This window comes from Pseudomonas sp. UMAB-40 (assembly GCF_900095275.1).
In the GTDB taxonomy this organism is placed as follows: Bacteria; Pseudomonadota; Gammaproteobacteria; order Pseudomonadales; family Pseudomonadaceae; genus Aquipseudomonas; species Aquipseudomonas mandelii_B.
In genome coordinates, this window is the sequence record NZ_LT607574.1 from 88,720 (window position 1) to 101,098 (window position 12,379).

Annotated in this window: 12 protein-coding genes and 2 pseudogenes; 11 read left to right on the top strand and 3 right to left on the bottom strand. The window is 57.6% G+C overall.

The genetic code is table 11. From position 1 onward, the window contains the following. Positions 1 to 199: 199 nt before the first annotated feature. The 8 genes and pseudogenes from K0F88_RS27585 to K0F88_RS32620 all read left to right on the top strand — a co-directional run. Positions 200 to 664, top strand: a complete 465-nt coding sequence (locus tag K0F88_RS27585) for a thiol-disulfide oxidoreductase DCC family protein (RefSeq protein WP_219097322.1) — start codon at positions 200 to 202, stop codon at positions 662 to 664. Between the two features lie 151 nt (positions 665 to 815). Beyond that, a complete protein-coding gene (folE, locus tag K0F88_RS27590; protein WP_219097323.1) occupies positions 816 to 1,376 on the top strand; it encodes a GTP cyclohydrolase I FolE in 561 nt (186 codons plus the stop codon). Between the two features lie 35 nt (positions 1,377 to 1,411). Beyond that, entirely contained in the window at positions 1,412 to 2,122 is a 711-nt protein-coding gene (locus K0F88_RS27595; RefSeq protein WP_219097324.1) for an SDR family oxidoreductase, read from the top strand. A 14-nt stretch (positions 2,123 to 2,136) separates the two neighbouring features. Then, positions 2,137 to 2,442 (top strand): DUF6482 family protein, encoded by a 306-nt coding sequence (locus tag K0F88_RS27600; RefSeq protein ID WP_219097325.1) that lies wholly within the window; start codon positions 2,137 to 2,139, stop codon positions 2,440 to 2,442. Positions 2,443 to 2,467: 25 nt separating this feature from the next. Continuing rightward, entirely contained in the window at positions 2,468 to 4,006 is a 1,539-nt protein-coding gene (locus K0F88_RS27605) for a cryptochrome/photolyase family protein (protein WP_219097326.1), read from the top strand. After that, the gene (locus K0F88_RS27610) at positions 4,003 to 4,143 is read left to right on the top strand and encodes a DUF2256 domain-containing protein (protein WP_219097327.1); all 141 of its coding nucleotides are present in this window, start codon (positions 4,003 to 4,005) and stop codon (positions 4,141 to 4,143) included. The genes K0F88_RS27605 and K0F88_RS27610 overlap by 4 nt, the downstream gene beginning before the upstream one ends. Before the next feature lie 198 nt (positions 4,144 to 4,341). Continuing rightward, positions 4,342 to 4,647: pseudogene (locus K0F88_RS27615) on the top strand (transposase); the annotation flags it as partial. A gap of 180 nt (positions 4,648 to 4,827) precedes the next feature. Next, a pseudogene (locus K0F88_RS32620) lies at positions 4,828 to 5,173 on the top strand (Sbal_3080 family lipoprotein); the annotation flags it as partial. Between the two features lie 99 nt (positions 5,174 to 5,272). Here K0F88_RS32620 and K0F88_RS27620 read toward each other — a convergent pair. Together K0F88_RS27620 and K0F88_RS27625 are read right to left on the bottom strand one after the other, a co-directional pair. Further along, positions 5,273 to 6,073, bottom strand: coding sequence for a GNAT family N-acetyltransferase (locus tag K0F88_RS27620; RefSeq protein ID WP_219097328.1), 801 nt, complete (start codon positions 6,071 to 6,073; stop codon positions 5,273 to 5,275). Between the two features lie 167 nt (positions 6,074 to 6,240). After that, a complete protein-coding gene (locus K0F88_RS27625; RefSeq protein ID WP_219097329.1) occupies positions 6,241 to 7,671 on the bottom strand; it encodes an aldehyde dehydrogenase family protein in 1,431 nt (476 codons plus the stop codon). Between the two features lie 122 nt (positions 7,672 to 7,793). Between K0F88_RS27625 and K0F88_RS27630 the strand changes: the two genes are divergently transcribed. Both K0F88_RS27630 and K0F88_RS27635 read left to right on the top strand, forming a co-directional pair. Continuing rightward, the gene (locus K0F88_RS27630; RefSeq protein WP_257605367.1) at positions 7,794 to 8,696 is read left to right on the top strand and encodes a LysR family transcriptional regulator; all 903 of its coding nucleotides are present in this window, start codon (positions 7,794 to 7,796) and stop codon (positions 8,694 to 8,696) included. Between the two features lie 152 nt (positions 8,697 to 8,848). Next, positions 8,849 to 9,982 carry an aminotransferase class V-fold PLP-dependent enzyme gene (locus K0F88_RS27635; RefSeq protein ID WP_094467953.1) on the top strand — a complete coding sequence of 378 codons (1,134 nt, stop codon included), beginning with the start codon at positions 8,849 to 8,851 and terminating at the stop codon, positions 9,980 to 9,982. Between the two features lie 294 nt (positions 9,983 to 10,276). Here K0F88_RS27635 and K0F88_RS27640 read toward each other — a convergent pair whose 3' ends face one another. Continuing rightward, positions 10,277 to 11,194 (bottom strand): LysR family transcriptional regulator, encoded by a 918-nt coding sequence (locus tag K0F88_RS27640; protein WP_219097330.1) that lies wholly within the window; start codon positions 11,192 to 11,194, stop codon positions 10,277 to 10,279. Between the two features lie 223 nt (positions 11,195 to 11,417). Here K0F88_RS27640 and K0F88_RS27645 point away from each other — a divergent pair, with 223 nt between their 5' ends. Continuing rightward, complete coding sequence (locus K0F88_RS27645) at positions 11,418 to 12,047, top strand: hydrolase (protein WP_219097331.1); 630 nt, start codon at positions 11,418 to 11,420, stop codon at positions 12,045 to 12,047. Positions 12,048 to 12,379: the final 332 nt, after the last annotated feature.

The window sequence follows — 12,379 nt, forward strand, 5'->3', positions numbered from 1 at the left end:
CTCGTACGTGGAAATCCCATGTACGACCAAGTCTGCACGGCTCCCCCAAGCTACTTACGCCGCCCTCAAGGGTCTGGCTGATGAGTGCATCGGGCTGCGGGTGGCATTGGCCGATGGTGAACAGGCACAAGCAAGGAGCACATTGTCAGGTGGTTTTTTTGGGTCTATCTTATACAAAACCTATACAAGACCATCATGAATGTACAATAAAGAGCATTGGCCACTGACGCTGTACTTTGACGGTAACTGTCCGTTGTGTGCGCGCGAAATTATGATCCTGCGCCGACGCGCCTCAGAGAGTCAGCTGCTGTTTATTGACATAAACAGTGCTGAGTTTGACGCAAAGAGACTTGGGTTCACGTTCGAGCAAATGCAAGCGTCGCTTCATGCCTGTTTCGCAGATGGCCGCTGGGTTAATGGCCTGGACGCCACCCTATGGAGCTGGCGTGCCGCCGGCATGGGATTTTGGGCCACGCCGCTGACATGGCGTGCACTCCGACCGCTGCTTGCACTCTGTTATCGCCTGTTTTGCCGCTTACGCCCCCATTTGGCTTGGTTACCTCACCCGGATGGCCGCCGTCGATGTGTCGATAACTGTTGCGCGCTGCCGGAATCAAAACCCGCACCCGATGAGCTGATCACCTTCAAAACAAAGCAGCCCTAGAACGCTTCAGTTTGGTATTGGCCTGATGAAGAACCTGGGCCACAGGTGATCTCGCGAAGCTCGTGTTATCTGCGTCAGATCGTGCGCAGCTGAAACGCCCTACAGCCAAGGATTGCCCTCACATGAAGCAGCATGGCTGCGAGGAATCTAAATGAACCCATCAATAGCCGAGCATTACCGTGAAATTCTCGTCGGCGTAGGCGAGAACCCTGAGCGTGAAGGACTGCTGGACACACCCACGCGCGCAGCCAAAGCGATGCAATACCTGTGCAACGGCTACACGATGAGTCTGGAGGACGTGACCAACGGTGCCCTGTTTGAATCGCAAAACGATGAAATGGTCATCGTGCGCGACATTGAGCTGTATTCATTGTGTGAGCATCACCTGCTGCCCTTCATCGGCAAGGCTCATGTCGCGTACATCCCCACAGGAAGGGTGCTGGGTCTATCAAAGGTCGCCCGAGTCGTCGATATGTTCGCCCGCCGCTTACAGATCCAGGAAAACCTCACAAAACAAATTGCTGATGCCATCCATCACATCACCGATGCGGCCGGCGTGGCCGTGGTCATTGAGGCAAAGCACATGTGCATGATGATGCGGGGCGTGGAAAAGCAAAACTCGGTGATGACGACCTCAGTGATGCTGGGTGCCTTTCGCGAGTCGTCCGCTACGCGTCTCGAGTTCCTGCAACTGATTGGGCGACGCAGTTAAGGCCCAGAAATCGCACACGGTGTGGGAGAGGCGAAATGAACAGTTCCTTTGCAATGAACTCGCTTGGCGACGGCTACCGCGTCTTAGTGATAGGCCCTAGTGGAGCGCTTGGCGCGGCGTTTTGTGAGTTGCTGAAGGAAGATCCACGATGCTCGGTTGTTCGTGAGCTGGGGCGCAAAAGTGTTCCAGGATTGGACCTGGAAGAGCCCGACAGTATCGCGAGGGCGGCCGCCGAATTAGCTGAAGAAGCCCCGTACCAGTTGATCTTGCATGCCGCCGGGCTGCTCCATCGCGACGACATCAAGCCTGAAAAAAGTTACTCCGCGATTGAAGCAGATGCGCTCCAGGTGATATTCCAAGTCAACACGCTTGGGCCTGCGCTGGTTTTGCGTCACTTTCTGCCCTTGCTTGACCCTCGTGGCGCGATGGCGATGCTCTCCGCCAAGGTGGGCAGTATCGACGATAACCGTTTGGGCGGCTGGTATGCCTATCGCGCCTCAAAGGCAGCGTTGAACATGTTGATTAAAACGGCTGCGATCGAACTAGCGCGAACACGCCCTCAGACCCGCTTGCTGAGTCTCCATCCAGGCACGGTAATTTCAAGTCTGTCGCAACCCTTTCGCGGCGCCTCTGCCGCCAGGCCGGCGCGCGTTGCCGCCGGTGAATTGTTATCACTGATCGACCGCTTAGGACCTGCCGACAGCGGCCATTTCTTTGCTTATATCGGAGAACGCCTACCGTGGTAGGCAGGGAGTGAACCTTGAATCTGCAAGCGTTGACCGAGCGGGCCGCGAATGGCGAAGTACGTGAGTTGGAGCTGCTGTCTCTGGAAGGCGGTTTTTATCTGGCGCGAGTCGGGCTGGATCACGGCCAGTTCACGCTGCTGGACGATACATCGAAGCCTATGCACCTTCGCTCCATCAATCACCTGCGTGAGTTGCTGCAGCTTGTCCCGCCATTTCCCTGCGTGCTTGTGCAGCAGTGCGTCCATGACGAGATGTGCGGTTCACGTGAAGGGCCCATTGAGTCGTTACGTATTCCTTTCTCGCTGACTGCGCCTTGGTGAGTCACCTTCCGTTGGACTCTGTCGAATGAATAAGACTCACCGGCTATGCCTGGTCTTGGGCGACCAGTTGTCTTTTGACCTCGCCTCATTGAAGGGGCTGGACAGCGAGCACGATACGGTTTTACTGGTTGAAGTGATGGAGGAAGCCAGCCATGTGCCCCATCATCCGCAAAAAATCGCATTGATCTTCAGTGCCATGCGCCATTTTGCTGAGGCGTTGAAGCGGTGCGGCCTCCGCGTGCAATACGTCACGCTCGATGATCCGCAAAATAGTGGATCGGTACCGGGCGAATTACGGCGCTGGCAGTCACTGCTGCAACCGGATGAGCTGCACCTGACAGAATGCGGTGACTGGCGCCTGGAGCAGTCGCTGAAAGATTGTGGCTTGGCGATCCAGTGGCATACCGATAGCCGTTTTCTCTGCACCCGACTCGAGTTTGCGTCCTGGGCCGAAGGCAAAAAGCAGCTGCGCATGGAGTTCTTCTACCGTGAGATGCGACGCAAGAGTGGTCTGTTGCTCAACGGCGACGGCAGCCCGGTCGGCGGCGCCTGGAACTTTGATGCCGAAAACCGAAAGGCGCTTCCCAAAGGCTTAAGAGCCCCCTCGCCCATGCACTTTTCGGCAGATGCGATAACCCAGGACGTGCTGTCGCTGGTCGCAAAAAGCTTCTCCGGCCACTACGGCGCCCTCGACACCTTTGACTACCCGGTAACCCACGCCGATGCCCAAGCGTTGTGGGACTACTTCCTCGACTGGGGTCTGGCCGCCTTCGGAGACTACCAGGATGCCATGGCCAGTGATGAACCCTTCCTGTTCCATGCGCGGATCAGCGCCGCGTTGAATATCGGCCTGCTGGACCTGCGTCAATTGTGCAGCGACGTCGAAGCGGCGTATTGGGCGCGCAGGATTCCGCTAAACGCCGCCGAAGGCTTTATCCGTCAACTCATCGGCTGGCGCGAATACGTTCGGGGCGTCTACTGGCTGAAAATGCCCGACTACGCCGGCGGCAATCTGTTTGGCAACAGCAGGCCGCTTCCAGCGTTCTATTGGACGGGCGAGACAAAGATGAACTGCATGGGCCAGGCGATCGGCCAAAGTTTGAAACATGCCTACGCCCACCACATCCAGCGGCTGATGGTGACCGGCAACTTTGCACTGCTGGCCGGCATTGCGCCGAGCGAGATTTGCGATTGGTACCTGGCCATCTACATGGACGCGTTCGACTGGGTCGAACTGCCCAATACATTGGGCATGGTCATGCACGCCGATGGCGGTTACCTGAGCTCCAAGCCCTACTGCGCCAGTGGCCAATACATAAAGCGCATGTCTGACTACTGCCGTAATTGCGCGTACAAAGTCAGTGAAAGCACGACGGACGACGCTTGCCCTTTCAATTCGCTTTACTGGCATTTCCTGATGCGTCACGGCGACCTTCTGCGCAGCAATCAGCGCATGGGCATGGTCTACAAAAACCTAGATCGGATGACTGAACCCAAGCAACAAGCGCTCTGGGAACGTGGCGAGAAACTGCTCGCCAAACTAGATGCCGGGGAGTCGCTTTGAGGAAGAGCGAACTCCCGGTCAAAACGTGTGCGGTCTGCGGACTACCCTTCGCCTGGCGCAAGAAATGGGCGCGCTGCTGGGCTGAGGTGCGCTACTGCTCGGAGCGTTGCCGGCGGCAAAGACGCATTGAAAGCTGAGCATTCATACTCGATACGATTACAAGTGCCAATCCGATTAATAAACTTAAATCCAGGCAGTAGCGCGACTGTAGAAGCGTACTTCGTTGCGTATCGAACCAGGTTCTGTAGGGATTGCAGGAACAACAACAAATCTCAAGGTCATCCCCACATCCTCTCCATGAGCCACCCCTATCAGCGGCTTAAAAGCCACCACGACAAGCGATGCTGGCTTTTCACGATGCAGGCATCACCGCCTATGTGCCCAAGCCGATGACCTCTGGAGCCAAGGCTGACGGGCGTTTCAATAACGATGCCTTCATCGATGACGCGGCAAAAAACGAATACATTTGCCCGGCTGGAGAGGCGCTGATCTGGCACTATTCCTACGTTGAAAAAGGCCTGAAGTTGCACCGTTACTGGAGTTCGAAATGCCAGGGTTGCCCGTTGAAATTGCAGTGCACACCGAGCACGGAACGACGAGTTCGACGCTGGGAGCATGGAGACGTATTGGAGGAGATGCAGCTTAAAAATCATCGGTGCTCACGGTTTAATGAAGGCGCTGTCGGCATAAAAAATCTGATTTTGGCCCATCCCAGAGGCTGTAAAAACAGCGTTGACGTGGTCCAGGTCACGACTGATGCAACACGCAGCATTTGCCATACGATCATTCGCCACGAACGTCAATGACCCAAGACGATGAGGCCGCCAGGCAGCAGCCCGTCCAGCTGTCCTCTTTCAACGACTTATATCGGTACCTGGTCGTGGGACGTAGCAATTTACATGAGCCATGCAGATATCCGCGTTTATCAGTACAGCCAGCAAGTGGGCCAAGCCGAATATGACTCGCGTTGGGGTGGCGGTCGGGTCATTGATAAATTCATAAATGCTGAGAAAAAAAATCACAGAGCTGACCAATCAGCCGTTTCCAGACGGTGCCGCATTCATGACAAAAGACGCTTACCAACAGCATCACCTCGAACAGCTTGATCAACAGGGCCTCCCCTATGAGGAGTACCAGAAGCGCTACAAGCTGATCATGGCTGACTAAGCTCCGTACCTGTCCTGACATGCAGTTGAGGGGCGTTTGCCGTCCTTCGCGACAGGCTCAAAACGGCCAGAAGCGGACGGTCAAACTCAGCCGTTTATTTCAGCTATCTGCCAGGCGGTACAGTGCTTGAGCATGGGATGCCGTTAACCCGGCACGTTGCAGATTTCGGCGGCTTTGGGAGCTGGCCAGCGCGGTCGCAGCGACCCAGTGGCAGCCATGCTTCTTTGCTTGCTCTATTCGGTGAGAGATCAGTGCTCCGTGGTAGCCATAGCCCCGGGCATCCTTTCGGGTTGCAGCCGTTCCAAGGTAGGCAATGCCATTGCTGGCCAAGTACATCGATGCTCCTGCCACCACTGTCTCGTCCGCTTTCAGGACGTAGATTTTCAGACGTCCGTCAAGCGCCTGCCCTGCAAAGGAAGCCTGATTCAGCAGCCGGTGCTCCGGCTTGGTATGAAAGCCGCCCGCGTGCACATCTGCGAATAGAGCCAGAGTCTTCGATGTGACCTCTTCAATGTCGAATGAGTGACGACTCAAAACCACCTTCTCAATGGCACAAGCGAATTGCAAGTGAGTCCACCCCCTCAAACGCTCAAGCCGTGCTTCGCCCACTAAAGCGTATGGCTCCAGCGCCGAAGGTTTTCCGATAAGAGGGGTTACGGTCGAATGCTCCGCTGACTCATTGAGCAATTTCAACACTGTCAGGGGATCGCCGGCGATGTCACCGTAGATGCGGTTGAACATTGGGCTAGGCGATGCCTTCACTTGAAAGCACGGAAAGTCTGCGTTGAAAAAAACACGTGCACCAAAAGGATTTCCACTTACCCCTGCCAGGCTCTCAACGCGCGAACGTAAATACTCACTTTCTGCGGCCTCAATCTTATGAGCCAGTTCAACATCCATGTTCGTCGTCCTTTTTGAAGAATTCCAAGAGAGGTAAAGCGCATCGAACAATACGCTTGCGTCCAAGTACGTACCAGTGACTGGCTCAGCTTCACTGTCTGCTTTGGGTTGTGCGACCGCTGGCTGCCATTCCCCATGCAGTGCCCCCAATCAGGAACCTGACCCGGTCATTTCAACGGGTCGAACCCGACCACCGTCTTCGGCTCCAGATACGCGCTCATCCCCCACCTGCCCATTTCGCGCCCAAGGCCTGATTGCTTGAATCCACCGAAGGGGGCACGCGGTTCGTGGGCCAGGGTGTTGATGAGCACGCGTCCCGAATCGATCTGAAGGGCGACGGTCATACAACGTTCGGAACTTTTTCCCAGCACCATGGCGCTCAGCCCATAGTCCGTATCGTTGGCGATGCTGATCGCATCAGCGTCATCCTCGTAGGGAATGATCGTCAGCACGGGGCCGAAGATTTCCTCACGCGCGATGCGCATCCGGTTGTTGGCATCAGTAAAGATCGTGGGCTTCACGAACCACCCGGCATGCAAGCCTTCCGGGCGACCTTCGCCACCCGCCAACAACCTCGCCCCTTCCTCCTGGCCGGTACGGATGTAGCGCTGCACCCGTTCCCATTGTTTCTGGCTCACCATCGGACCGATGTCGGTGTCGGCGTTGCGTGGATCGCCCGATTGAATCTGTGAGACACCCTCCTTCGCAATCCGCTCGAACTCTGCCAACCGGCTGCGCGGCACGAGGATGCGAGTGCCCGCGATGCAAGCCTGGCCGCTGTTGAGAAATCCGGCTTGCAGCACCAACGGCATGACAGCCTGGAAATCCGCATCGTCAAGCACCACGGTGGGCGACTTTCCGCCAAGTTCGAGCGTCACACGCTTCATGGTGTCAGCACCGGTTTTTACCAGATGTCGGCCGATAGCGGACGACCCCGTGAACGAGATCTTGGCAACGTCGGGATGACGGGCGATTTCCTCACCCACCACATCGCCTCGCCCGTTGACGATATTGAATACACCCGGTGGCAGCCCCGCCTCGTGCAACGCCCTGACCACGACCTGCGTCTGTAACGCGCTCATCTCGCTTGGTTTGATGACGGCGGTGCAGCCTGCTGCCAGCGCGGTGGCCAGCTTGTTGCAGATGAAGCCCGCATTGCTGTTCCAGGGTGTGATCAGACCGGTAACGCCCACGGGCGTCAGAATGACCCTGGCCATGCCGACCTGCTCCTCGAAATCGAACGCCTCCAGTGCATTGATTGCTTGCGCGATCACGTCAGCCGGATAAGTCGCCATCGAGCGCCCGCGGGCCGCAGGGGCACCATATTCCACGAGGATGGCTTCCAGCAGTTCTTCCTCCTTTGCCGCCACAGCCCGGTGCATGCGTTGCAGTGCCGCAATGCGCTCCTCCCGGCTGGTACGAGCCCACGCCGGGAACGCAGCCTTGGCGGCTGCGATGGCACGCTGTGCGTCCAGTGCATCGCCCAGCCGAACCTGACCGATGACTTCCTCGGTGCTCGGGTTATGAAGGTCGAACCATTCCTGGCCGTGTGGAATGACGAACTCGCCGTTGATGTAGATGTGTTCAATGCATTGCATGACGACTCCTCGCTCAAAATGACTCGCCTGAATCGAGCCTCTGTGATGAAGTCTAAGAAGGGTCCATTATTCTGATAAGCCATCCTTTTGCTTATGAAGCATCCTTATATTCGGGACAATCCATGCACAGAACAGGAATGACCGAGCTGGAAGTGGTTCTGGCCGTTGCGCGCCGCAGCAGTTTTCGCGGCGCAGCACAGGAGTTGGGCATGTCCACTTCCGCCGTGAGCAGTGCGGTGGCCGGCCTGGAAGCACGCCTGAAAGTGCGCCTGTTCAATCGCTCCACGCGCAGCGTTGCCCTCACCGACATCGGGCAACGCTATGTGGCACGCATCGCACCTGCGTTGGCACAGATCAAAAGTGCCGGCGAAGAAGCCAGCGTCGGCCCCGATGAACCCAGCGGCACATTGCGCATCAATGCACCGCATGGCGCGGCCTACCTGCTGCTGGAGCCGCTATTGAAGCAGTACGCTCAGCGCTATCCCGAAGTGCGCATCGACATCGTCAGCGAATCAAGCATGGTCGACATCATCGCCGGTGGCTTCGACGCCGGGATTCGCCTGGCAGAGTCTGTGCCGCAAGACATGATTGCCGTGGCACTGTCAGGTGACATCCGGATGCTCGTGGTAGCAACGCCCGAGTACCTCGAACGCCACGACGTGCCCGAGCATCCGCGAGATCTACTCACCCACCGGAGCATAGGAATGCGCATGGCCCATGGTGGCCTCTACCAGTGGGAATTGGAGCGCGATGGCCAGAAGGTGCAGATGGATCTGCCGGTGCGCTTCGCCTCCAACGAAGTGCTGGCCATCAAACAGGCCGTGTTGTTGGGCCTTGGCATTGGTTTCATTTCCGAGTGGTTCATCCAGGAAGAACTGGCAAGCGGCGCCCTGGTGCCGGTCTTGACGCCGTGGTGCCCGTCGTTTGGCGGTTTGAGGCTCTACTACTCGGGCCATCGCTTCGTGCCGGCGCGATTGCGCGCACTGATTGAACTGGCGCAGGAGTTGCGGCCCACTGTGGTTTGATCATGTTTCGCCCACTTTTTATCGTCCAAACTGTCCAGGGAGGATGCCAGCCGCTCGGCAGAAGTCGCCATTCAATCCCGGGCAATCTTGTCATTTGCCAAGGCTTAGGGCAGGGTCGATACCACTGACATCTCTGCCAAAGGAGTCACTCCATGTCAAAGCTATATCCCAGTATCGATCCTGAGGGGCTGGTCGAGTACTCAGTGGTCTACACCGATCGCTCGCTCAACCACATGTCGCAGTCATTTCAAGGCGTGATGAAGAACATTTCCAACACCCTGAAACAGGTCTACAACGCCCAGGCTGTTGCGGTCGTCCCGGGCAGCGGCACATTCGGCATGGAAGCGGTGGCGCGACAGTTTGCCACCGGCCAGCAATGCCTGGTGATCCGCAACGGCTGGTTCAGTTATCGCTGGAGCCAGATTCTTGAGATGGGCAACATCCCGGCGGCCACCACGGTGCTGAAAGCCCGACCGGTCGACACGGGTCGCCAGGCTGCCTACGCCCCACCCCCTCTGGACGAAGTGCTGGCAGCCATTCAGGCGCAGAAGCCGCAGATTGTCTTCGCCCCCCACGTTGAAACCTCATCAGGGATTATCCTGCCCGACGAGTACCTGCGGGCCGTCGGCGACGCCGTGCATGCGGTGGGTGGCCTGTTCGTGCTGGACTGCATCGCCTCAGGCACGCTTTGGGTCGATATGCAGCAATGCGCCGTCGACCTGCTGATCAGCGCACCGCAGAAAGGCTGGAGCGCCTCCCCTTGCTGCGCCCTGGTGATGCTCAGTTCTTTGGCCCTCGAGCGCATCGAGCAGACGCAAAGCAGCAGCTTCGCCTGCGACCTGAAAAAGTGGCTTCAGATCATGCAGGCCTACGAACAGGGCGGACATGCCTACCATGCGACCATGCCCAGCGATTCCCTCGCGCGATTTAACGAAGTGATGAAAGAGACGCAAGCCTACGGTTTCGAAAAGGTCCGCGGCGAACAACAGGCTCTGGGCGATCGGGTGCGCGCAATGTTGACCGGCAAAGGCATCAAAAGCGTGGCCGCCGCCGGCTTTCAGGCGCCTGGCGTAGTGGTGAGCTACACCGATGATGCCGACATCAAGAGCGGCAAGAAATTTGCCAACCACGGCCTGCAGATCGCCGCCGGAGTGCCGCTGCAATGCGACGAGCCGGCCGACTTCCAGACCTTCCGCATCGGTCTGTTCGGACTCGAAAAGCTGCACAATATCGAGCGCACGGTCAGCACCCTCGAGCAGGCACTGGACGAGGTGATGGTTAACTAAGCCCTCATCGTGCCCGCAGCACATGCCGGATTTGTGAATTCCAGGAAGGCATCTCGCTCTGGGCACTGCCGACCCATGGCGCTGATCTTCGACGAATATGATGCTGGTCGCCCGGACGTCATGTTAGAACCACAAGGGAACGCCCGTTCACGCGTCTTACTGACACGTGCACCCTTCAGCGCTATCAGAAAAGGTTTCCAACGAAGCCTTTCACGGGGTGGATGCTTGGCGGCTGTATGACTTGGATCAACCCATAGCTGCCGGTGGTGATAGTCATAAAACGGCCAGAAGCAATCATGGGGCAGACTCGGGGGGCAAGGTAGATTCGGCCCCTGCAAAGTGTGGAGAGTTTCCGAAGTACTCGATCAGGAGCTCGGTGAGGACACGAATCTTGCGCGCGGGATGCTGACCTGGAGGGCGGACCAAATACGCTCCCGCGGGAGGCGGTGGAAAACTCGTCATGATTGGCACCAGTGCCTCCGAGGCGAGGCTGTCATGGGTGAGGCTATCGGGCAGATAAGCGACCCCCAGCCCTGCTAAGGCGGCGGCGACAAGCGCGACGCCATTGTCGGCCTTGAATCGCCCCTGAGGGCGAACCGAAACAACCTTGCCGCCATCCATAAACTGCCAGGCCTCAGTGCTCTGCATCAGGGCTTGATGGGAGGCCAGTTCCTCCGGCCGTTGCGGTGAGCCAAAGGCCTTGATATAGCTTGGGCTCGCGACCAGCTGGACTCCGATCGGGCCCACACGTCTGCCGATAAGGTTGGAGTCAGGAAGGTAGCCAACCCGTATGCCACAGTCGTATCCCTCGGCAATGAGATCTACAAAGCGATCGCTATAGCAGGTCTGGATATTCAGCTGTGGGTGTCGGCGCGCCATCTCTGCCACCACCGGGGCAAAATGCGTCGGTCCGAAAGACAGCGGTGCGGCAACGCGCAGACGACCACGCAGGGGACCCGCGGGCAGAATTGCTTCCCGTGCTAATTCAATCTCGGCACACACCTTGGAAGCATGTTCGCGGAACGTAGCACCAGCTTCTGTCAGCGCTGCGCCACGGGTGGACCGTGTCAGCAACTGCACACCAAGCTCCGTTTCCAGGCGCGCCAGCCTGCGACTGACGATCGACTTGGATATTCCAAGCCGTAGCGCAGCAGGCGAAACGCCTCCGGCATCGGCAACCTCGACAAATGTCCGTAGCTCTTCGATATCCACTCGGCGTTCCTCTTTTCGCGACACAGCTAGTCGAGCAATGCTACTACCGGTGCGTTTAAGGGAACAGCAAAATGCCGCTCACAGGCAACGACGCCGCTGACGCATGGCTTGTTAACGGCCCGCCCCTTACTCGCAGCAGTGTCAGGTTCGTGATCGTCACCTGAGCGCGTGCGATATCCAGCCCTACTGCACGCGTGAAACACATCCATAACGAGGACCAGCTATGACGAGCGAAACGATCCGCAATCCCCACACCGACCAACTCCTTACGCCCGATAACTCGGCTTTTATCATCATCGACTACCAGCCGGTCCAGGTGTCCTCGATCCGCTCGATGCCGCGCGAGGAGCTGGTTTTCAACATCACAAGCGTCGCCAAGGCGGCGGTTAACTTCAATCTCCCCATCATCCACTCGACCGTCAACGTCGGCACCGGTCGCAACAAGCCGCCTATTCAGGAACTGCAAGACGTGCTCGGCCACTTGCCTACCTACGACCGCACCTCGATCAATAGCTGGGAGGACAGCGAATTCAAGCAGGCGGTTAAAGCCTGCGGGCGCCGCAAACTGATCATGACCGCGCTGTGGACCGAAGCCTGTCTGGCCTTCCCGGTACTCGATGCGATCCAAGAAGGTTATGAGGTCTATATTCCGGTCGATGCGGTCGGTGGAACCTCCCTTGCCGCGCACGAAGCAGCATTGCGCCGCATGGAGCAGGCGGGTGCGAAACTGATCAGCCGCGTACAGATGTACTGCGAACTGCAGCGCGACTGGGCGCGTGAAGCGAGCGTTCCGGGCTTTATGGGCGTGTTCGATAACTTCGACGGCTTCAATGCCGAAAAAAAGACCATCTAAACAGGAGCGCAAGCTCCAGCATCGCTAACGAATGAAGGCGACACTCAACGCGACCGTCACCTTCGTTGCAACAAGACATGCGCTTCCCACCCTTGGGGTTGTATGCCTGGCGAGTTCGAGCAGGGCGAGATAGCTACCGAGGGAGGCTAGATCGACTGACCGCTTTTGGCTGTCGATTCAACCGGTCGACGCAACACGACTAAATTCTGTGTAAGCAGAAGGAGTGTTGCAGATGAAGCAGTAACCTCCCCTCTGTGACGACGGGTTAACCCACCGCCACAGAGGGTGCACTCTTACTCCTTCACCTCAACCTTATCCAACGCCTGATTCAC

Excerpts from the sequence above, each read along its gene's own strand:
- K0F88_RS27585 (WP_219097322.1), top strand. The coding sequence starts at position 200 with ATGTACAATAAAGAGCATTGGCCACTGACGCTGTACTTTGACGGTAAC.
- folE (WP_219097323.1), top strand. The coding sequence starts at position 816 with ATGAACCCATCAATAGCCGAGCATTACCGTGAAATTCTCGTCGGCGTA.
- K0F88_RS27595 (WP_219097324.1), top strand. The coding sequence starts at position 1,412 with ATGAACAGTTCCTTTGCAATGAACTCGCTTGGCGACGGCTACCGCGTC.
- K0F88_RS27605 (WP_219097326.1), top strand. The coding sequence starts at position 2,468 with ATGAATAAGACTCACCGGCTATGCCTGGTCTTGGGCGACCAGTTGTCT.
- K0F88_RS27620 (WP_219097328.1), bottom strand. The coding sequence starts at position 6,073 with ATGGATGTTGAACTGGCTCATAAGATTGAGGCCGCAGAAAGTGAGTAT.
- K0F88_RS27625 (WP_219097329.1), bottom strand. The coding sequence starts at position 7,671 with ATGCAATGCATTGAACACATCTACATCAACGGCGAGTTCGTCATTCCA.
- K0F88_RS27630 (WP_257605367.1), top strand. The coding sequence starts at position 7,794 with ATGCACAGAACAGGAATGACCGAGCTGGAAGTGGTTCTGGCCGTTGCG.
- K0F88_RS27635 (WP_094467953.1), top strand. The coding sequence starts at position 8,849 with ATGTCAAAGCTATATCCCAGTATCGATCCTGAGGGGCTGGTCGAGTAC.
- K0F88_RS27645 (WP_219097331.1), top strand. The coding sequence starts at position 11,418 with ATGACGAGCGAAACGATCCGCAATCCCCACACCGACCAACTCCTTACG.